The sequence below is a fragment of the Streptomyces sp. NPDC102514 genome (assembly GCF_055584525.1).
Window position 1 is genome coordinate 392,025 of record NZ_JBVJLW010000007.1, and the last position, 18,964, is coordinate 410,988.

Below are 18,964 nucleotides of genomic sequence, written 5' to 3' on the forward strand. Positions count from 1 at the left end.
ACGAACAACCGGCGGAAGCCATACCGTGCACACGCCAGTGCAACCCCCTTCCGCCCCCACGGAGGCCCCATGCACCGCCTGTCCAGACGAAGTCTCCTCGCCGCCACCACGACCGCCGCGGCGATCTCCACGGGAACGCCGGCCACGGCCGCGCCCGGGGCGGCCCCCGCCGGGGAAACGGCACCCCGCCGTTTCCGGACCGGCTTCGACCGTCTCGCCGCGACCGACTACGCCCTCCTGGACGGCAGGCGCGTAGGGATCGTCACCAACCCGACAGGCATCACCGGGGACGCCCGCCACATCGTCGACGTGATGCACGGCGACGACCACGTGAACCTCGTCGCCGTCTTCGGCCCGGAGCACGGCTTCCGCGGCACCGCGCAGGCCGGCGGCTCCGAGGGCCGCTACGACGACCCGGCGACCGGCCTCCCGGTCTACGACACGTACCTCAAGAGCGGGCAGCCCCTGGCCGACGTCTTCACCGCTTCCGGTGTGGACACGGTCGTCTTCGACATCCAGGACGCGGGCGCCCGCTTCTACACGTACATCTGGACGCTGTACGACTGCATGGACGCGGCGAGGATCGCGGGCAAGCGTTTCGTGGTGCTGGACCGGCCGAACCCGGTGACGGGCCGCGGCGCGTACGGGCCCGTGCTGCACAAGGAGTTCGCGACGTTCGTCGGCCGGGAGCCGATCGCGCAGGCGCACGGGATGACCGTCGCGGAGCTGGCCCGGCTGTTCAACGGGGAGTTCCTCAGCGAGCCGGTGCCCCTGGACACCGTCCTGATGTCGGGCTGGCGGCGGTCGGACTTCTACGACGCCTCGGGGCTGCCGTGGGTGCCGCCGAGCCCGAACATGCCGACGCCCGACACCGCTCTCGTGTACTCGGGCACCTGTCTCTTCGAGGGGACGAACCTGTCGGAGGGGCGCGGCACGACCCGCCCGTTCGAACTGCTCGGCGCGGAGGGCATCGACCGGCGGTGGGCCGCCGAGGCGGGACGACTCGGGCTGCCCGGCGTGCACTTCAGGGAGGCGTACTTCGCGCCCACGTTCTCGAAGTTCCAGGGCAGGACGGTCGGCGGGGTGCAGCTCCACGTCCACGACCGCGCCGCGTACGACCCCGTACGCACGGGGATCGCGCTGCTGGTGACCGCCAAGCAGGTCTGGAGCGGGTTCGCCTGGCGGCCGGACAACTGGATCGACAAGCTGACGGGGTCCACGCTGGTGCGCACGATGATCGACGCGGGTGCGACGGCCGACGAGGTCGTGGCGGGCTGGCAGGACGAACTGGCCGCGTTCCGCCGCGTACGCAAGGAGTACCTCCTGTACCGCTGAGACGGTCGCCCCGATCGCCCGTGGCGTCTCGTCCGGCGCCGGCCGTGGCGTCTCACCCGCATCGGATCCCCTATCCTGGACCACCCGTTCCGGATTTCGCCGAGACATGAGTTCGGGCTGGTCAGAGTGGACGTGGCCCCTGGCCAACTCCCCCGGTCGGCGGGACGATTACGTGCACATCGCACGGGTTGCGGAGGCCGAAGGGGGCTTGTCATGGCGGATCCTGAAGTGGGCGTGACTCCCTACTGGGAGCTGACGTTCGACGCGGACGGCGATGTGGACGCGCAGCAGCGCGACCGGCTGCTCCGGGAGGTGGTGGACCGGGGCGTCAAGGACCTGATCGTGTTCGCGCACGGCTGGAACAACGACCGCCCGACCGCGACCCGGCTCTACAGCCGCTTCTTCGAACACGTCCCCGCCCTCGCGCCGAACGCCCGCCTCGGATACGTGGGCGTGCTGTGGCCGTCGATGCGGTTCACCGACGAGCCGATCCCCGACTTCGCGCGGAGCCTCACCGCCGTGTCCGTGGGCCCGGCACTCGACAAGGGCACCCGCAGTGCCCTGCTGACGGCCTTCCCCGGGCGGGCCACCCTGATCGACCAGATCGCCCGGATGCTCGACCAACAGCCCGAGGGCGACACCGCGTTGGAGGAGTACGGGCGGCTGGTGCGGCTGCTCGTCGAGTTGCGGCCGGAGGCGCCGGGCGCCGCGTTCGCCGCGGACACCCTGGCGGATTCCGGGTCCCCGTCCGGATCTCCGCCCGGGTCCCCTGCCGAGGCCGCGAACGATCCGCGGATGTTCCTCGGGGACACCGCGCGGACCTGCCGGGAGTTCGCGCGGGCACTGGCGGACGACGAGGGCGGCGCCGAACCAGGTAGCGAGCGGGCGCAGGCCGCGCCCCGCCTCGCGCGCGCCTGGGACGGGGCACACGAACTGCTGCGCCAGGCCACCTACTTCGCGATGAAGCGCCGTGCGGGCACGGTCGGCGAGCGCGGGCTCGGGCGGCTGGTCGGGCGGCTCGCCCGGACGGCACCCGGGGTGCGGGTGCATCTCGTGGGGCACAGCTTCGGCGGGCGCCTGGTGTCGTTCGCGCTGCGCGGGCTGCCCAAGGGAGTGCGGACCGTGAAGTCCGTGACGCTGCTCCAGGCGGCCTTCTCGCACTACGCGTTCTCCGCACGGCTCCCGCACGACGTACGGGACAGCGGTGTGCTGCACGGCCAACAGGACCGTATCGACGGGCCGTTGGTCTGCTGCTTCTCCCGTTTCGACTCGGCGCTCGGCACGATCTACCCGCTGGCCTCGCGGACGGCGGGCGACGACCGGGCCGCCGCCGACCTCTCGCTGCCCCCGCTCCCGCGGCTTCTCGGCGCCAGGTGGGGGGCGTTGGGCCACGACGGGGTGCAGGCGGTGTCCGGCACGAAGGCGTTCACGCTCGCCGACGCGCTGCGGGCGAAACTGCCCGCTTCGGGATGCGTGAACATCGACGCGTCCGCGGTGGTGCGACGCGGCGGCGCCCCCTCGGGTGCCCACAGTGACATCTGCCACCGGGAACTGGCCCAGGTGGTCCTGGCGGCGGGCCGCATCCGCTGACCCGCCACCAGTACCCACGTACTCACCTCACCGGCGTGTACCTCACCGGCGTGTACCTCACCGGTGCGAGGTGAACTCCACGACCTGCTGGTAGGTCGGCCGGTTCTGCCAGCTGATCTTTCCGTGCTTGATGCCGCCCAGCGTCCGCTGGTTGACCGAGTCGGCGCACCACTGGTCGCCCGCCGAGCAGAGGTCGTCGCCGGGGTAGACCTGGGCGGCGGTCCGGCCCGCCGCCGTCTTGAGCGTGTTGATCAGGATGTCCCGGCAGGCGCTGAGGGTGCCGCCGCCGCAGTACGGCTTGGCGAGGCCGCCCTGCACCGATTCGCCGAGCACCGCCCGGATGTCCTTGTGGACGTAGCTCCACCAGCCGTACTGGAAGGAGCTGCCGGCGTGCGATCCGGTGGGCCCGTGGCCCGCCGAAGGCGCCTCGTCCACCGGGAGGTTGGCGGTCATCGCGGTGTAGAGGTCGCTGCCGAGGCCGGGTTCGAACTCGGCCTTCACCAGCGCGGGCCACCAGGCGTCGAGGAGGCGGATCGCGTCGGCGTTGGCGTAGGCCTTCGAACCGGCGGAGGTCTCCTTGCGTCTGGCGCCCGCCGTGACCCAGTCGGACAGTTTCGTCACGGCCGCCGCGGCCGTCGTGTCGGTGACCGGCGAGCTCTTGATCACCTGGAGCAGCTTCGGCAGGACGTCCTCGGCGCGCAGGTCGGCCAGTGCCGCGTCGGCCATCGCCCTGGTGAGTGACGCCCTGGTCACCCCGCCCGCGGTCACCAGTTTCTTCACCCGGTCCTCCAGGAGGTTGCCGCGGTGGACGGAGCCGTTGCCCCAGGGAGCCGTGGTGTAGTCCTTGGCCTGCTTGTTGTTCCAGGAGATGTAGTAGTCCTGGTCGATGGAGTTGGGATGGGCGGACGCCGGGGTGTAGTCGGCGGTGTTCGTCGTGGGCGTCCAGTTCTTCCACTCGTACGCGGCCTGCGCCCACACCGGGAACTCGGCGTCGACGCCGGTGGCGCGTACGGGGTTGTCGCCGCTGTTGTAGTAGGCGGTGTGCTGCGAGTCGGCGTAGAACCAGTTGAAGGTGTAGTTGATGTGCTGCACCGCCGCCTGGAAGGTCTGCGGGCTCTTCACGTAGTCCGGGTCGTTGAGCATCTGGAAGCCGATGATCGAGTCGGCCTCGTGCAGGTAGGAGGAGCGCAGGGTGGTGTAGGCGACCTTCTTGCCGTCGACCGTGGCCCGGTGCGTGACCGGGCCGTACCTGGTGCGCCAGACCTGCATCCGGTAGGAGCCCGCGGCGGTTCCGTCGGCGGTGGTGGGCTTCCAGGCGTTGGTCTGCTCGATCTTCTCCATGGCCGTGCAGGTGCCGCGGTACAGGTAGTGGGTGTCGTCCTGGCACAGCTCGACCGCGTAGGTGTCGATGATGTCCTGGCCGGAGGTCGTGGCGCTCCACGCGTAGTCCTGGCCGCGGCCGAGTTCGACGTACATGCTCAGGCCCGCGAAGGAGGCGCCGCGGGCGCTGAGGCCCGGGCCCTGGATCTCCTGGAGCATGAGCAGCTGTGGCGCGAAATAGCCGGTCTGGGGTCCGAAGACGGCGATGGGGTGGCCGCTCGCGGTGGACTTACTGCTCACCACGAGGGCGTTCGACATGCCGCGTCTCGCGGAGCTGAGGGCGCTCGCCGTCGCCGAGGCGGTCGTTCCGGTGGCCGTGGCGGTGGCCGCGCTGCCGGTGCGGTCGTAGACGAGGGGTTCCTCGGTCACCGTGCCCGCGGTGGGCAGCGCGGCGCCCTGCGGGGTGGCCGGTTTGGTGGCGTACGGGAAGCTCTCGCCGTTGTGGACGGTGAGCACGGCCTCGGGGTCGTTGCGCTCGCGGAAGGACTCCCAGACCTTGGTGCCCTCCTCCACGCCGTACTTGGACTGGGCGGCGAGCAGCGAGACGGCGTTGTTGACCTCGCCGCCGCCCCCGGAGCCGAAGAGCGCGCCGATCACGGAGGCCAGGGCGACCAGGTCGGTCTCCTTGAAGTGTTCGATGGTCCCGGCGTTGGTGATCGAGTCCTTGTGGCCGGTCAGGACGTACTCGCCGGGGAAGTAGCGGCCGCTGTCCGAGGCGTCTATGTAGGAGTTGATGCCGGCCAGGTAGGCCCGGACGTCGGCGAGCGCCTGCTGGCCGCGCGCTCCGTTGTTGGCGACGGCGCTGTCGATCTGCGCCTGCAGATCCGCCTCGGTGTACGGGGCGTGGCGCCAGAACTCCTGTTCCAGGCCCTGGTTCGAGGCGGCGCCGCCCGCGAAGGGGGTCAGCTGCCCGCGCCCGACGTGCCGGAAGACGTCCATCAGCCACAGCCGGTCCTGGGCGGCGGCGTAACCGGCGCCGAACTCGGTTCCGTAGCGGGTGGTGCCTGTGATGTGCGGCACGCCGGTCTTCTTGTCGCGGACGATCGTCACGTCGGTGCGCCCTGCGGGCTTCAGGGTGGACTCGACCTGGTCGGCGGGGACCCCGAACGAGGCGTCCCTGAAGAAATCATTAATTTTGGCGTCGGTGAGCGCGGAATATCCGGACGCCAGATTGCCGTAGGGCGCCAGTTGATCGTCCGCGTGGGCGGGCTGGGTGCCGAAAGCCTGGTTGAGAAGGATCTCGGCGAGGGTCGCGTTGCCGTTCTGACCTGCGGGGAGAATGTCGGAGCACTGGCTGCCGCAGTAGTCGTTCGCCGCGGCGGCGGGGGTGTCGGCGGCGATCGCCTGGGAAAGCGGTGTCAAAAGACCGGCAATGAGAACGCATACCGAAGCGCCCATGAGGAACTTGGGGAATCTGCGGGGAGTTCTCAGTCTGTCGAGGATGGTGCGTGGGGTACGCCGGGGCATGGCTGACTCCTCACGACGGGGGTGGGCGGGATGTTACTGCCGGTATCCCCGGGTTAGAAGATGAACATGCGTCACTTTTGGCGCCGGCGGCTCCGACGGGGGCTGCCGGGGCCGCCGACCGCCACCGGACGACGGCCGGGAATGACCCGAGAGACGGCCGACAACCGTCTTGCGGATGGCCGATAACCGGCTGAATGGCGGTTTTATGGCGGTCGCCGAAAAACAGATGGAGCCGAATCGCGTGTCGATACGTCTATTCGGCGACGTCCTTACGACGACGCCGAAGTGACCGAAGTACAGGTGCAGGTGTGACGGAGGTGCAGGGCGATGGCGGGATTCCGCAGTCTGGCGAGACAGGTGCGCGACCCGAGGAGCGATCTGGCACTGCGGCGCTATTCACTGCGCAAGTGCCTTGAGCGGTTCGCTCCTTACGGTCACCGGGCGACCTGGGACCATCTGTGCTCCCGGGCCGGGTTCGACCCCGAGGACCGGTCCCCCGATCCGGTGCGGCTCGTGGCCGCGCTGGACGAACTGGAGGCGGCCCGCTCCGTCTGGCTCACCTACGAGGCCGGGTTCGCCCAGCGCCGCAAGAAGGAGAAGCACGACGGTCTGCGCAGCCCCGGCAGCGTGGACGACTGGCACCGGCTCACCTGGGGCGGCTTCGGGGTCGCCTGGTGCGACGACCCCGGCATCCACCCCCATGAGCCGCTGGCCGAGGTGCTGCGCCGGCTGATCGCCGCCCTGGAGCGGGAACCCGGCGCCGTCTGCCCCGTCTGCTCGGGCGAGCGCCTCGTCTGGAAGTACGACCTGGCCCACGAACCGTCCTCCGGCCCCGTCTGCACGGCCTGCGGAATCGTGGTCCCCCGACCCGTCCTCACCCCCGAGGCACTGGCGGAATGCCGCCGTGGACGCCTCCTCGTGGCGGTCGCGGGGTAACGAAGGCCGGGGGTGCGCCGGAGGAGCCGCACCCCCGGGTACACGCTTACGGAACCTTGACGTCGGTGTGGATGGCCAGCTTGAACTCGGCGCACAGCAGCGGTGCGGAGATCTTCGCGTCCCGCGCGCCGCGCACGGACACCTTCAGGCCGACCGGCGTGCCCGGGTGGACGAACATCTGCCACATGTAGGTCCGGTACTGGCCGCCCCGGGTGGGTGCCGTGTCGGAAGTGGCCGTCGAGTCGTAGCGCGCCGCCGTGAGGTTCAGCGGGTCGCGCACGAAGCGCGCCCGGTACTCAAGACCGCCGGCGTCCGGCTGCCAGAAGACCAGCGCGGACAGCACGCCCCAGCCGTCGTGGCTCGGCCAGATCAGCCCCGAGCGGGCGTCGGGGAACGCCGACGCGCCGGGACCGCCCTTCCCCGGGTCGTGCATGCTCCAGCGGTCGTACTGCTCCTCGCCCGAGACGTACGGGAAGCGCACGAGGTGGTACCCGTCACTGTCGTACGTGATCCGCTGGGCCCCCGTGTGCGCGGCTTCCCACTTGAGCGAGCAAATGGCCAGGCTCATCGCCCGTTCCCCTTTCGATCTCCGGTTGTCGGTGCGGCCTGGCACCATCGGGGGCATGGTCCAGGTCTGTGTGAACGGGGGACGCGGGTCCGGCGACGGAGCACTCGTGCCGTTGTCGCCGAAAGCGATGGCCGGCTCCGCGGCGGAGGCCGTCGCGGCCGGGGCGTCGGACATCCATGTGCATCCCAAGTCCCCTTGTGGAGAAGACACGCTGTCGGCGAAGGCGGTTGCGGCGACCCTGGACGACATCAGGTCACAGGTGGACGTTCCCGTCGGAGTGACCACCGGCGCCTGGGCCGAGCCCGACCCCGCGGCCCGCGTCGCGCGCGTCCATGAGTGGAGCGTCCTGCCCGACCACGCATCGGTCAACTGGCACGAGCCGGGCGCCGAGGAGGTCGCCGCGGCGCTCCTGGCGCGGGGCGTGGGCGTCGAGGCGGGCATCTGGTCCGGCACGGACGGGGCCGCGCGGTTCGCGGCGTCACCGCTGGGCCCCCGGGTGCTGCGCGTCCTCGCGGAGGTGACGGACCCGGATCCGGACACGGCCGAGGACACGGCCCGCCGGCTGCTGACCGCCCTCGGCGCCGCGCACGGCCGCCCCGTCCTGCTGCACGGCGAGGAGGGCGGCACCTGGCCCGTGCTGGACCTCGCCGCGCGCCTCGGCCTGGCGACCCGCATCGGCCTGGAGGACACGCTGACGCTCCCCGACGGCCGACGGGCCTCTTCCAACGCCGAGTTGGTGACGGAGGCACTGCTCCGGCACCCGCGGAACCGGCGGCCATAGCAGCCCCAAAACCCGTCGCTCCACCCCTTTCCCGTCCGCACAGTTGGAGGCGATGAGACCAGGCTGAGCATCATGTGAGACCCCGGGGAGCCCCACCATGTCGACGCTGCGCGTCACCGCCGAAGTACTGACCGTCCACGAGCATCCGAACGCCGACGCGCTCGAACTGGCCCAGGTGGGCCTGTACCGGGCCGTGGTCGCCAAGGGTGCGTACCGCACCGGCGAGAGCGCCGTCTACATCCCCGAGCAGTCCGTGCTGCCGCAGGAGCTGATAGCGGAGCTGGGACTCACCGGGCGCCTCGCGGGCAGCGCCTCGGACCGGGTGAAGGCGGTCCGGCTGCGCGGCGAGCTGTCCCAGGGGATCGTCTGCCGGCCCAGCGCGCTGGCCGGTGTGGACCTGGCGCGGGCCGCCGCGGACGGCACGGACTTCGCGGAACGGCTGGGCGTCACCAAGTGGGTACCGCCCGTCCCGCCCACCATGGACGGCGAGATCGAGGCGGCCCCCGATCTGCTGCCCTGGGTCGACATCGAGAACATCCAGCGGTATCCCGGCATCTTCACCCCGGGCGAGGAAGTGGTCCTCACCGAGAAACTGCACGGCACGGCCTGCCTGCTCACGTACTTCGCCGGGGACGGCCGCGTCCAGGTCTCCTCGAAGGGCTTCGGCGCCAGACGCCTGGCCCTGAAGGAGGACCCGCGCAACCTCTACTGGCGCGCGGTCCACGGCCACGGGGTCGCGACGGTCGCGGCCCGGCTCGCCGAGCGGCTCGGAGCCCGCCGCGTCGGCGTCTTCGGCGAGGTGTACGGGGCCGGCGTCCAGGACCTGACGTACGGCGCCGACGGCCGCCGCGAGACCCTCGGGTACGCGGTGTTCGACGTGTCCGCGGAGATCGACGGCGAGGTCCGCTGGCTGGACGCGGCGGACCTGCTCACCGGCGAACTGCCGCTCGTACCAAGGCTGTTCACGGGCCCGTACGACATCGGACGGGTGCTGTTGTTCGCCTCCGGCCGCGAGACCGTCTCGGGGCAGGGGATCCATCTGCGCGAGGGGGTCGTGATCCGGCCCGCGACCGAGCGGTACAGCCCGGTGACGGGTGGCCGGGCCGTCGCGAAGGCGGTCAGCCCGGCGTATCTGACACGCAAGGGCGGCACGGAGTACGAGTGACGGGGCGTCCGGGGCGCCGGAGGGTTCGGGCGCCCCTGGTGGCGGGGCCCGGGAGCTGTCTCAGCGGCAGCTTCCGGGCTCCGGCCGCTCCTCGGGCTCACGCTCCGCGGTCCGGCGTACGCGTTGTCCGCCGCGTTCCACCATGAGGCGGGAGCCGCTCTGCCGCTCGCCGAAGACGTCGTCGGGGTTGGACAGGACGCAGTTCTCCAGGGAGAGGCAGCCGCAGCCGATGCAGTCCGTGAGATGGTCCCGCAGGCGGCCCAACTGCTTGATGCGCTCGTCGAGTTCGGAACGCCAGGCCTCCGAGAGCCGGGCCCAGTCCTCCCGGGTGGGCGTGCGCTCCTCGGGGAGTTCGGCAAGGGCGTCACGGATCGTGGCCAGCGGGATGCCGACGCGCTGCGCGGCCCGTACGAAGGCGACCCGGCGCAGGGCGTCACGGTGGTAGCGGCGCTGGTTTCCCGCGGTGCGGCGGCTGCTGATCAGGCCCTTGGACTCGTAGAAGTGCAGGGCCGAGACGGCGGCTCCACTGCGGGCCGACAACTGGCCGACCGTGAGTTCATGGATCTTCTCGGGAATCTGGGGCACCCCTCGAACCCTACCCAGCCGGTCACCCTCGCGGTCCGTTGACAGGGAACCTCGCTGCGACCATGCTAAGCAGTCGCTTAGGGATATTCTCAAAGACGCACGCACGCAGCGACGGGAAAGGCCAGGGACATGGCAGAGCCGAGGATCTTCGCGTCCGCCGACGAACTGAAGGCGGCGGTGGGTGAGCAGTTGGGGTACAGCGACTGGGTGGAGGTCGATCAGAAGCGGATCGATCTGTTCGCCGAGGCGACGGGTGACCACCAGTGGATCCACGTGGACCCGGAGAAGGCGGCGAGCGGTCCCTTCGGGACGACGATTGCCCATGGGTATCTGACGTTGTCGCTGCTGCCGCTCTTCGGGCCTCAGCTGATCTCGGTCGAGGGCGTGAAGATGGGCGTCAACTACGGGACGAACAAGGTCCGTTTCCCGGCTCCGGTGCCGGTGGGGTCGCGGCTGCGGGCCACCGCGAAGATCACGGCGGTCGATGAGGTGACGGGTGGGGTGCAGGTGTCTGTCGGCTTCGCCGTGGAACGCGAGGGCGGGGAGAAGCCGGTGTGTGTGGCTGAGTCCGTCTCTCGCTACTACTTCTGACCCGGGGGGTGGTGGCGGCGGGCGGGGTGGGTACCTGCGGGCCCGGTGGGGGCTGGCCGCGCAGTTCCCCGCGCCCCTGAAAACGGATGTTGCCTGCGGGCCCGGTGGGGGCTGGGCGCGCAGTTCCCCGCGCCCCTAAAAGCGGACGTTGTCTGCGGGGGCGGTGGGGGCTGGGCGCGCCGTTCCTCGCACCCCTAAAAGCAGACGTTGTCTGCGGGGGCGGTGGGGGCTCCTCTCGTGCCGCTGAAAACGGGTGGTGCGGGTGCCCCTCCGGCCGGGCGTAGCCCCGGCGTTGAGGGGCGCGGGGAACTGCGCGGCCAGCCACGACGGGGCCGCAGACAGCGTCTGGTTTTGGGGGCGCGGGGAACTGCGCGATCAGCCACAGCGGGGCCGCACGTGATGACGACCGGCGGCAGCCCTAGGCGTGGGGCGACCCGACCATGCGCAGGACCAGGTCCGCGTACAGGTCGCCGACCATCTCCGGCGTACGCGGCCCGTTCACGTTGAACCAGCGCGCCACATCGATGCACAGGGACAGCACCGCAAGCGTGGTACCCGGCACGTCGGGAACGTCGAAATCCCCCGCAGCCACCCCGTCCTCGATGATCGCGCGCACCTCCGCATCGACCTGGCGCCGCAGTCCGATGATCTCCGCACGGGCATCGGCGCCGAGCGAGTCCAGCTCGTACTGCACGACCCGCGCGGTGGTGCGCCCGCCCGCGTGCCACCGGACGAAGGAGCTCACCGCGTCGGCGAGCCGCTCGGCCGGGCTCCCCTCCCGCGCGCCCGCGGTCCGCAGGATGTCGAGGGCCTTCTCGTGGCCGATCCTGCTGATCCGGTGGAGCAGTTCTTCCTTGGTCTTGTAGTGGATGTAGAGCGCGGCCGGACTCATCCCCGCCCGGCCCGCGATGTCACGGGTCGTCGTCGCGTGGTACCCGCGCTCGGCGAAGGCCTCCACCGCGGCGACGAGCAGCCGCCTGGCCGCGTCAGGGGTGACCTCGGCCCACGGCTGCAGTTCGCCGCCGGCCGTCTCCTCCGCCGTACTCATCGCTCGTTCGCCCCTTCCAGTGACAGAACGAACACCATACCCCCGATACTGAGCGAGCGCTTAGAGTGCCCGCTCAGAGGGGCACGGCCTCACAGCTTGTCGAAGGGGTCGTGTTCGGCCAGGAGCTTCTCCAGGCGTGCCTGGTCGACCCGGCTGACGATCTGCCCGGCCTCCTGCCGGTCCCGGATCACCTTGGCGAGGGTGAACGCCGAGGTCACGAGGTACAGCACGGCGATCCCGAGGAAGGCGCGCACCCAGGTGTCGGCCTCCAGTTTGAAGATGCCGATGGCGGTGGCGATGATGGCGACGGCGAACGAGAGCACCGCCTGCCCGTAGAACGCGGCGGTGGACTGCTGCTTGACCTGTGTCTCACTCATGCGACCAGAGTCGGCGCGGGCGGCCGGAACCACATCCGCGCACGTACTCACGTCGCGTACTCAAGTCGCTTGCTCAGAACGCCGAGACGCCCGTCAGCGCGCGGCCGATGACCAGCTTCTGTATCTGGCTGGTGCCTTCGTAGAGCGTCATGACCCGCGCGTCGCGCAGCAGCTTCCCGACGGGGTACTCGTCGATGTAGCCGTAGCCGCCGAAGACCTGGAGCGCGTTGTTCGCGGCGCGCACCGCGGCCTCCGAGGCGAAGAGCTTGGCCTTCGAGGACTCGGTGGCGAACGGCTCCCCGCGGTCGACGAGATCCGCGACGCGCCAGGTGAGCAGCCGGGCGGCGTCGACGTCCACGGCGATGTCGCTGAGCAGTTCCTGTACGAGCTGGTGGCGGGCGATGACCTTGCCGAACTGCTCGCGCTCGGTCGCGTACGTCACGGCGGCGTCCAGTGCGGCCTGGGCGATGCCCACGCAGCCGGCGGCCACCGACATCCGGCCCTTGGCCAGCGCGGACATGGCGACGGAGAAGCCCTTGCCTTCGGGACCGAGCATCGCCGAGGCGGGTACGCGGACGTCCTCCAGGGTCAGCTCGGCGGTGGCCTGGCCGCGCAGTCCGAGTTTGCCGTGGATGGTGCGGCGGGTCAGACCGGGGGTGTCGGTCGGTACGAGGAAGGCCGAGACGCCCTTGTGGCCGGGTGCGTCGGTCGAGCGGGCGAAGAGCAGGACGACGTCCGCCCAGGTGCCGTTGGTGATGAAGGTCTTGCCGCCGTTGACGACGTACGTGTCGCCGTCGCGCACCGCCTTCGTGGACAGGTTGCCCGCGTCGGAGCCGGTGCCCGGTTCGGTGAGGCCGAAGCAGCCGACGTATCCGCCGGAGGTGAGTCCGGGCAGCCACTGCCGCTTCTGCTCCTCGGTCCCCCAGGACGCGATGGTCTTGGCGACGAGTCCGAGCGACACCGAGACGATGCCGCGGACCGAGGAGTCGCCGCGGCCCAGTTCCTCCGTCACCAGGCAGTACGCGAGGTGGTCGCCGCCGGAGCCGCCGTACTCCTCGTCGATCGTGAGGCCGAGGAAACCGACCTCGCCGAGCTTCTTGACGATCGAGCGGTCGACGTCCTCCGCGCGGTCCCAGGCGATCACGTTCGGGGTGATCTCGCGCGCGACGAAGTCCCTGGCCAGCCGTCGGACGGCGGTCTGCTCCTCGCCGAGTTCCAGGTTCACTGTGATCAACCCCTGCTTTTAATTAGCACTGCTAGTTTCTGATCCGCAGCCCTACTATGTGGGCCATGGCCCGACCGCGCAAGCCCCTCCTCAGCACCGACCGCATCGTCGCGGCGGCCCGGACCCTGGTGGACGCGGAGGGGCTCGCCGCGGTCTCCACGCGGCGGCTGGCGGCCGAGCTGGGGGTGAGCGGGCCGTCGCTCTACAACCACTTCCGTACGAAGGACCAGATCCTGGAGGCCGTCGCGGACTCCGTGAGCGCGCAGGTCGACCTGTCGATGTTCGAGGACGGACGGGACTGGCGGACCGCGCTGCACGACTGGGCGGTCTCCTACCGGGCCGCTCTGCGCGATCACCCCAACATCGTTCCCGTGCTGGCCCGGGGGCCCGGACGGCGGCCGGCCGGGCTGCGGCTCGCGGACGCGGTGTTCGGGGGGATGGTCGCCGCGGGGTGGCCCGCGGCGCAGGCGACGTCCATCGGGGCGTTGATGCGGTACTTCGTGATGGGGTCCGCGCTGTCGTCGTTCGCCGGGGGGTTCGTGGACGACGAGACGGCGTACGACCCTGCGGATTATCCGCATCTCGGGCAAGCGCATCTTCTTGCCGACCAGCAGGAGAAGATCGATGAGCGGGCCTTCGAGACGGGGCTCAGCGCGTTGCTGGAGGGGTTGGCCTCGCAGTATGCGGGGTTGCGAGAGTAGGCGGATCCACGGCTGCGGGCCGGTGGGGGCTGGTCGCGCAGTTCCCCGCGCCCCTCAAGGCTCCCCGCGCCCCTGAAAGCTTCGGCGGTCGCCGAAGTGTGGGGCGCTCATGCTGTGTGTATGACCTCCTCACGCAGCGGGGCGCGTACCGGGGCCGCCGGGCTCGCCGCCCTTGCCTCCCTTGTCGCCGATGAGACGCGAGCCGGGTTTCTGCTGGCGCTGCTCGACGGGCGGGCCTGGACCGCCGGGGAGCTGGCACGGCACGCCGGGGTCGCCCCTTCGACGGCCAGCGAGCACCTGGGCAAGCTGGTGGCAGGCGGGCTGCTCACCGAGGAACGGCAGGGACGGCACCGGTACGTACGGCTGGCCGACGCCCGGGTCGCCCAGCTCGTGGAGGACCTGGCCGCCCAGGTCTCACCGGCGGCGGCCGTACAGCCGCGCACGCTGCGCGAGGCGGGCGCCGGCAGTGCGATGGCCCGGGGCCGCACCTGCTACGACCATCTGGCCGGCCGCCTCGGCATCGCGGTCACCGACGCGCTCACCGGCCTCGGACTGCTCCGCCAGGACACCGGTTTCGCGCTCACGGGCGAGGGCGTGGCCTGGTTCGAGGACGTCGGCATCCCCCTCGTACGCACCGGCCGCCGCCCGCTCGCCCGCGCCTGCCTCGACTGGACGGAACGCCGCCCCCACCTGGCGGGCATCGCGGGCGCCGCGCTCTGCCACCACGCCCTGACCACCAACTGGTGCGTACGCATCGGCTCGGAACGAGCAGTAAAGGTCACAACAACCGGCGAACAGGCACTCGCACAACTACTGGGAATCCAGTCAGAATCCCTGCGCTGACCACCCGCCCTCCAGCGCCGTAATGAGAGCCCGGGGCCCAGTCCCATCGTTCAGCGGCGCATGAAAGACAGGGGCGCAGCCCCGTCTTTCAGGGGCGCGGGGAACTGCGCGGCCAGCCCCCACCGGCCCGCGGACATCCAACAACGCCACCCCGCGGAGCATCCCGTCCGAAACCCGCGAGCCCTTTCCCACCACCCCACCTACCCTCTGGAACGTGATGACGCCCCTCCCCGCCGGCCGCAGGCCAGACCCCCTCGCCACCACAGCGGCCGGCGCAACCGTGCTGCTGTGGGCCTCCGCCTTCGTCTCGATCCGCAGCGCCGGCGAGGCCTACTCCCCCGGCGCGCTGGCGCTGGGCCGGCTGCTCGCCGGAGCGCTGGTCCTCGGAGCGATCTGCCTGGTACGCAGGGAAGGGCTCCCCGCGCGGGCCGCGTGGCCCGGGATCGTGGTGTCCGGGCTGCTCTGGTTCGGCCTGTACATGGTCGTCCTCAACTGGGGCGAGCAGAAGGTCGACGCGGGCACCGCCGCCCTCGTGGTGAACATCGGACCGCTGATCATGGCCCTGCTCGCCGGCTGGCTGCTCAAGGAAGGGCTGCCGTCGCGGCTGCTCGCCGGGATGGGCGTCTCCTTCGTGGGCGCGGCGGTCGTCGGACTGTCCATGTCGGGCGAGGGCAGCGCCTCCGTGCTAGGCGTACTGCTCTGCCTGCTCGCCGCGGTCGCGTACGCGGGCGGTGTGGTCGCCCAGAAACCGGCCCTGCGGCACGGTTCCGCGCTCCAGGTGACGACGTACGGGTGTGTGATCGGCGCGGTGGCCTGTCTGCCGTTCGCCGGGCAGTTGGTCTCCGACGCCCGGGACGCCCCGCTGTCCGCGACCCTCAACATGCTGTATCTGGGCGTCTTCCCGACCGCGCTCGCCTTCACCACGTGGGCGTTCGCACTGGCGCGTACGACGGCGGGGCGGATGGGCGCCACGACGTACGCGGTGCCCGCGCTGGTGGTGCTGATGTCGTGGGTGGTGCTCGACGAGGTGCCGGGCTGGATCACGCTCGTCGGTGGACTGGTGTGTCTCGCGGGGGTGGCGGTGTCGCGGTCCGGACCCCGGCCCGGGGCGACCGCGACAACCGCTCCCGCCACGGAAGCTCCCGCCACGGCTGTCGCCGCGGCTCCCGAGCCACGGCCCGACAAGGCCCAGTAAGCACCAGTAAGTAAGAGGCCGGGTCTCCGTCCCCCTAGAACATCACCAGCGCTCGTCCGCCCTTGCCCGCCAGCATGTTGTCGAACGCCGACGGGATGCCGTCCAGGGCGATCCGTTCCGTGACGAGGGCGCTCAGGTCCAGCCGTCCCGCCCGGACGTGTTCGGCGAGGATCGGCAGGTCGCGGGCGGGGTCGGAGTTCCCGTACACGCAGCCGGCGAGCGTGCGACCCCAGTGGAAGATCTCCAGGGCGTTGAAGGTGACCTGCTGGTCCTTGCCGCCGATACCGACGACCGTCGTACGGCCGCCGCGGCGGGTGGACTCCCACGCGGTACGGATCGTGACGGCGCGGCCCGCGCACTCCACGGCCACGTCCACGCCCTGCTTGCCGGTGAGCCCGCGGATCTCACGGGCGGTGTTGTCCGAGGCGATCACGTACTCGGTGGCTCCGGCCGCGCGGGCCAGGGACTCCTTCTCCGACGACACGTCCACCGCCACCACGGTGGAGGCACCGGCGATACGCGCGGCCTGGATCGCCGCGAGTCCCACGCCGCCGACGCCGAAGACCGCGACCGTCTCACCGGGGCGGACCTGCGCCGAATAGTGCACGGCTCCGTAGCCGGTGAGGACGGCGCAGCCGAGCAGGGCCGCGTCCGCCAGCGGAATACCGGCCGGCGCCGGGAGTACGCAGTCGGCGGCCACCACCGTCTCCTCGGCGAACGCGGCGACGTTCAGGCCGGGGTGGAGATCCGTCCCGTCGGAGGAACGGTGGGCGTAGACGTTCGCGGCCCCCGCCAGCGCGTTGGCGCACAGCCACACCTCGCCCAGGGTGCAGGCGTGGCAACTCCCGCAGGAGGGGGCCCAGTTGAGGACCACCTCGTCACCGGGTGCGACACGGTCGACCCCGGGACCGACGGAGACGACGGTCCCCGCTCCCTCATGGCCGAGCACGGCGGGCACCGGCAGCCGCATGGTGCCGTTGGTCAGTGAGAGGTCGGAGTGGCACACCCCGGCGGCGGCGAGGCGGATCCGCACCTGCCCGGGGCCGGGTTCGGGCAGGTCGATCTCGGTGATCTCCAGTGGGGCCCCAACGGCAGGCAGCACAGCGGCGCGGGTCATGAGTACAACGCTCCTAGGACTCTGAATCTCTCGAATCTGCGGATCTCTGAATCTTCAGAACTGGAGGGACTTGGTCTGGAGGTATTCGGACAGTCCGTGCGAGCCGAGTTCGCGGCCGACGCCCGACTGCTTGTAACCGCCGAAGGGAGCTTGGGGGTTGAAGCGTCCGCCGTTGATGTCGACCTGCCCGGTGTCCAGGCGCCGCGCGAAGGCCACGGCTTCCGACTCCTCCCCCGCCCAGACGGCGCCCGCGAGCCCGTACACCGTGCCGTTGGCGATGCGGAGCGCGTCCGCCTCGTCCTCGTACCGGATGATCGACAGGACCGGGCCGAAGATCTCCTCCTGGGCGATCGCCATCTCCGGGGTGACGTCGGCGAAGACGGTCGGGCTGACGAAGTAGCCCTGCTCCCGGGGGGATTCGGGGCCGCCCGCGACCAGTCGGGCGCCGTCGCCGACACCCTTCTCGATGTAACCCACCACGCGGTCGCGCTGCTTGGCGTTGACGACCGGGCCGATGCGCTCGCCGTACTTCGCGGCGGCCTCGGCGGCCAGGGTCACGGCCTCGTCGTACTGGGAGTCGTGCACCAGCATGCGGGTCCAGGCGCTGCACGTCTGGCCGGAGTTGGACATCACGTTGGCGACGCCCACGTTGACGGCCTTTGCGAGGTCCGCGCTCGGCAGGATGACGTTGGCGGACTTTCCGCCCAGTTCGAGGGCGACCCGCTTGACGGCCGCGCCCGCCGTCGCGCCGATCTGCCGGCCGACGGCCGTGGAGCCCGTGAAAGAGACCAGGTCCACGCCTTCGTGCTCGGCGAGTGCCTGGCCGGCGACCGGGCCGAGGCCGGTGACGAGGTTGAAGACACCCGCCGGGACGCCTGCCTCGTGGACCGCCTCCGCGAAGAGCTGGGCGGTCAGCGGGGTGTCCTCGGCGGGCTTCAGCACGACCGTGCAGCCGGCCGCGAGGGCGGGGGCGACCTTGGCGACGATCTGGTGCAGGGGGTAGTTCCAGGGCGTGATGGCGCCGACCACTCCGACGGGTTCGAGGTAGACGGTGGAATTGCCGACCTTCTCCTCGAAGGAGTGGGAGGCGGCGAGGTCGGCGTACGAACCTGCTACCGCGATGGGGGCGCCGACGTGTACGGCCTGCGAGAACTTCAGCGGTGAGCCGAGTTCGGCGGTGACCGTCTCGGCGATCTCGTCCTTACGGGCGACGAGGATGTCCCTGAGGGCGGCGATACGGGCGGCGCGCTCGGTGGGCGGGGTGGCGGCCCAGGCCGGGAAGGCTGCGCGGGCGGCGCGGACCGCTGCGTCCACGTCCTCGATCGTGCCGGCCGGGACGTGCGCGATGAGCTGCTCGTCGGCCGGGTTCACGACGGCGATCGTGTCCGTCCCGGCTGCGGGGCGCCAGGCGCCGTCGATGTACATGCCGTCGTGTGCCTTCATGGGGTCCTCCCGCGGGTGGGGGTGTGGTCGTCCGCGGCCCAACTTAGCCGTCACGCCCGCCACAAACTAGCGGTGTTAGTTTTTGCCCGCCAGGGGTATGGGCTGTCGGGTGCGGGGCCGCCGCGGCGCGGGGGGATGGACGAGGGTGGACGGGTGCGGGCGCGTCGTGGTTGCCCGCGCCGTTCCCCGCGCCCCTCAGGGGGTGGGGGGTGGCGTGCACTGCTGCCTGCGGGTGCGTCGTGGTTGGCCGCGCCGTTCCCCGCGCCCCTGAGGGGGTGGGGGTGGACGTGCACTGCTGCCTGCGGGTGCGTCGTGGTTGGCCGCGCCGTTCCTCGCGCCCCTGAGGGGGTGGGGGTGGACGTGCACTGCTGCCTGCGGGTGCGTTCTGGTTGGCCGCGCCGTTCCCCGCGCCCCTGAGGGGGTGGGGGTGGACGTGCACTGCTGCCTGCGGGTGCGTTCTGGTTGGCCGCGCCGTTCCTCGCGCCCCTGAGGGGGCGGGGGTGGGCGTGCATTGCCGCCTGCGGGTGCGTTCTGGTTGCTCGCGTCGTTCCTCGCGGTCCTGCGGGGGCGCGGGGTTCGTTTTTGGGGGCGCGGGGAACTGCGCGGGCAACCACAGC

General features: G+C 71.1%; 17 protein-coding genes. 9 read left to right on the top strand and 8 right to left on the bottom strand.

Translation table 11 applies throughout. The features are described 5' to 3' along the window. The first annotated feature begins 69 nt into the window (after nt 1–69). Nucleotides 70–1,335: an exo-beta-N-acetylmuramidase NamZ family protein gene (locus ACZ60E_RS20650; protein WP_469442186.1), complete on the top strand. Its 1,266-nt coding sequence runs from the start codon at nt 70–72 to the stop codon at nt 1,333–1,335. A gap of 213 nt (nt 1,336–1,548) precedes the next feature. Next, nucleotides 1,549–2,925, top strand: a complete 1,377-nt coding sequence (locus ACZ60E_RS20655) for a serine-threonine protein kinase (RefSeq protein WP_384812829.1) — start codon at nt 1,549–1,551, stop codon at nt 2,923–2,925. Between the two features lie 57 nt (nt 2,926–2,982). Here the strand turns inward: ACZ60E_RS20655 and ACZ60E_RS20660 are convergent, their stop codons facing one another. Then, the gene (locus ACZ60E_RS20660; protein WP_469442188.1) at nt 2,983–5,772 is read right to left on the bottom strand and encodes a penicillin acylase family protein; all 2,790 of its coding nucleotides are present in this window, start codon (nt 5,770–5,772) and stop codon (nt 2,983–2,985) included. Nucleotides 5,773–6,099: 327 nt separating this feature from the next. On the opposite strand from ACZ60E_RS20660, the gene ACZ60E_RS20665 reads away from it, so the two are divergent. After that, nucleotides 6,100–6,708 carry a hypothetical protein gene (locus ACZ60E_RS20665; RefSeq protein ID WP_107021105.1) on the top strand — a complete coding sequence of 203 codons (609 nt, stop codon included), beginning with the start codon at nt 6,100–6,102 and terminating at the stop codon, nt 6,706–6,708. Between the two features lie 46 nt (nt 6,709–6,754). Here ACZ60E_RS20665 and ACZ60E_RS20670 read toward each other — a convergent pair whose 3' ends face one another. Next, the gene (locus ACZ60E_RS20670) at nt 6,755–7,276 is read right to left on the bottom strand and encodes a hypothetical protein (RefSeq protein WP_385835859.1); all 522 of its coding nucleotides are present in this window, start codon (nt 7,274–7,276) and stop codon (nt 6,755–6,757) included. A gap of 55 nt (nt 7,277–7,331) precedes the next feature. Here ACZ60E_RS20670 and ACZ60E_RS20675 point away from each other — a divergent pair, with 55 nt between their 5' ends. Next, the gene (locus ACZ60E_RS20675) at nt 7,332–8,057 is read left to right on the top strand and encodes a 3-keto-5-aminohexanoate cleavage protein (protein ID WP_469442189.1); all 726 of its coding nucleotides are present in this window, start codon (nt 7,332–7,334) and stop codon (nt 8,055–8,057) included. 97 nt (nt 8,058–8,154) lie between these two features. Further along, on the top strand, nt 8,155–9,222 hold the full coding sequence (locus tag ACZ60E_RS20680) for an RNA ligase (ATP) (protein ID WP_469442191.1): 1,068 nt from the start codon (nt 8,155–8,157) through the stop codon (nt 9,220–9,222). A gap of 60 nt (nt 9,223–9,282) precedes the next feature. Here the strand turns inward: ACZ60E_RS20680 and soxR are convergent, their stop codons facing one another. Next, nucleotides 9,283–9,807 carry a redox-sensitive transcriptional activator SoxR gene (gene soxR, locus ACZ60E_RS20685; protein ID WP_384812815.1) on the bottom strand — a complete coding sequence of 175 codons (525 nt, stop codon included), beginning with the start codon at nt 9,805–9,807 and terminating at the stop codon, nt 9,283–9,285. Nucleotides 9,808–9,936: 129 nt separating this feature from the next. Here soxR and ACZ60E_RS20690 point away from each other — a divergent pair, with 129 nt between their 5' ends. Next, nucleotides 9,937–10,398 carry a MaoC family dehydratase gene (locus ACZ60E_RS20690; RefSeq protein WP_384812812.1) on the top strand — a complete coding sequence of 154 codons (462 nt, stop codon included), beginning with the start codon at nt 9,937–9,939 and terminating at the stop codon, nt 10,396–10,398. Nucleotides 10,399–10,816: 418 nt separating this feature from the next. Here the strand turns inward: ACZ60E_RS20690 and ACZ60E_RS20695 are convergent, their stop codons facing one another. The 3 genes from ACZ60E_RS20695 to ACZ60E_RS20705 form a co-directional block, all read right to left on the bottom strand. Continuing rightward, nucleotides 10,817–11,446 carry a TetR/AcrR family transcriptional regulator gene (locus tag ACZ60E_RS20695; protein WP_469442194.1) on the bottom strand — a complete coding sequence of 210 codons (630 nt, stop codon included), beginning with the start codon at nt 11,444–11,446 and terminating at the stop codon, nt 10,817–10,819. 89 nt (nt 11,447–11,535) lie between these two features. Continuing rightward, nucleotides 11,536–11,823, bottom strand: a complete 288-nt coding sequence (locus ACZ60E_RS20700) for a YiaA/YiaB family inner membrane protein (RefSeq protein ID WP_107021111.1) — start codon at nt 11,821–11,823, stop codon at nt 11,536–11,538. Between the two features lie 73 nt (nt 11,824–11,896). After that, complete coding sequence (locus ACZ60E_RS20705; protein WP_453795249.1) at nt 11,897–13,048, bottom strand: acyl-CoA dehydrogenase family protein; 1,152 nt, start codon at nt 13,046–13,048, stop codon at nt 11,897–11,899. A 65-nt stretch (nt 13,049–13,113) separates the two neighbouring features. Between ACZ60E_RS20705 and ACZ60E_RS20710 the strand changes: the two genes are divergently transcribed. The 3 genes from ACZ60E_RS20710 (at nt 13,114) to ACZ60E_RS20720 (ending at nt 15,787) form a co-directional block, all read left to right on the top strand. Next, nucleotides 13,114–13,749, top strand: a complete 636-nt coding sequence (locus ACZ60E_RS20710; RefSeq protein ID WP_384812805.1) for a TetR/AcrR family transcriptional regulator — start codon at nt 13,114–13,116, stop codon at nt 13,747–13,749. A gap of 120 nt (nt 13,750–13,869) precedes the next feature. Then, a complete protein-coding gene (locus ACZ60E_RS20715; protein WP_469442196.1) occupies nt 13,870–14,592 on the top strand; it encodes an ArsR/SmtB family transcription factor in 723 nt (240 codons plus the stop codon). Between the two features lie 217 nt (nt 14,593–14,809). Further along, entirely contained in the window at nt 14,810–15,787 is a 978-nt protein-coding gene (locus ACZ60E_RS20720; RefSeq protein ID WP_469442285.1) for a DMT family transporter, read from the top strand. 34 nt (nt 15,788–15,821) lie between these two features. On the opposite strand, the gene ACZ60E_RS20725 is transcribed toward ACZ60E_RS20720, so the two are convergent. Further along, on the bottom strand, nt 15,822–16,904 hold the full coding sequence (locus tag ACZ60E_RS20725; protein WP_469442198.1) for a Zn-dependent alcohol dehydrogenase: 1,083 nt from the start codon (nt 16,902–16,904) through the stop codon (nt 15,822–15,824). 54 nt (nt 16,905–16,958) lie between these two features. Beyond that, nucleotides 16,959–18,347 (bottom strand): aldehyde dehydrogenase family protein, encoded by a 1,389-nt coding sequence (locus ACZ60E_RS20730; protein WP_469442200.1) that lies wholly within the window; start codon nt 18,345–18,347, stop codon nt 16,959–16,961. Nucleotides 18,348–18,964: the final 617 nt, after the last annotated feature.

Bases quoted from the DNA above. Each gene is read 5' to 3' on its own strand.
- ACZ60E_RS20660 (WP_469442188.1), bottom strand. From the start codon at position 5,772: ATGCCCCGGCGTACCCCACGCACCATCCTCGACAGACTGAGAACTCCC.
- ACZ60E_RS20665 (WP_107021105.1), top strand. From the start codon at position 6,100: ATGGCGGGATTCCGCAGTCTGGCGAGACAGGTGCGCGACCCGAGGAGC.
- ACZ60E_RS20690 (WP_384812812.1), top strand. From the start codon at position 9,937: ATGGCAGAGCCGAGGATCTTCGCGTCCGCCGACGAACTGAAGGCGGCG.
- ACZ60E_RS20730 (WP_469442200.1), bottom strand. From the start codon at position 18,347: ATGAAGGCACACGACGGCATGTACATCGACGGCGCCTGGCGCCCCGCA.
- ACZ60E_RS20675 (WP_469442189.1), top strand. From the start codon at position 7,332: ATGGTCCAGGTCTGTGTGAACGGGGGACGCGGGTCCGGCGACGGAGCA.
- ACZ60E_RS20720 (WP_469442285.1), top strand. From the start codon at position 14,810: ATGACGCCCCTCCCCGCCGGCCGCAGGCCAGACCCCCTCGCCACCACA.
- ACZ60E_RS20695 (WP_469442194.1), bottom strand. From the start codon at position 11,446: ATGAGTACGGCGGAGGAGACGGCCGGCGGCGAACTGCAGCCGTGGGCC.
- ACZ60E_RS20670 (WP_385835859.1), bottom strand. From the start codon at position 7,276: ATGAGCCTGGCCATTTGCTCGCTCAAGTGGGAAGCCGCGCACACGGGG.
- ACZ60E_RS20725 (WP_469442198.1), bottom strand. From the start codon at position 16,904: ATGACCCGCGCCGCTGTGCTGCCTGCCGTTGGGGCCCCACTGGAGATC.
- ACZ60E_RS20710 (WP_384812805.1), top strand. From the start codon at position 13,114: ATGGCCCGACCGCGCAAGCCCCTCCTCAGCACCGACCGCATCGTCGCG.
- ACZ60E_RS20650 (WP_469442186.1), top strand. From the start codon at position 70: ATGCACCGCCTGTCCAGACGAAGTCTCCTCGCCGCCACCACGACCGCC.
- ACZ60E_RS20700 (WP_107021111.1), bottom strand. From the start codon at position 11,823: ATGAGTGAGACACAGGTCAAGCAGCAGTCCACCGCCGCGTTCTACGGG.
- ACZ60E_RS20655 (WP_384812829.1), top strand. From the start codon at position 1,549: ATGGCGGATCCTGAAGTGGGCGTGACTCCCTACTGGGAGCTGACGTTC.
- ACZ60E_RS20680 (WP_469442191.1), top strand. From the start codon at position 8,155: ATGTCGACGCTGCGCGTCACCGCCGAAGTACTGACCGTCCACGAGCAT.
- ACZ60E_RS20715 (WP_469442196.1), top strand. From the start codon at position 13,870: ATGACCTCCTCACGCAGCGGGGCGCGTACCGGGGCCGCCGGGCTCGCC.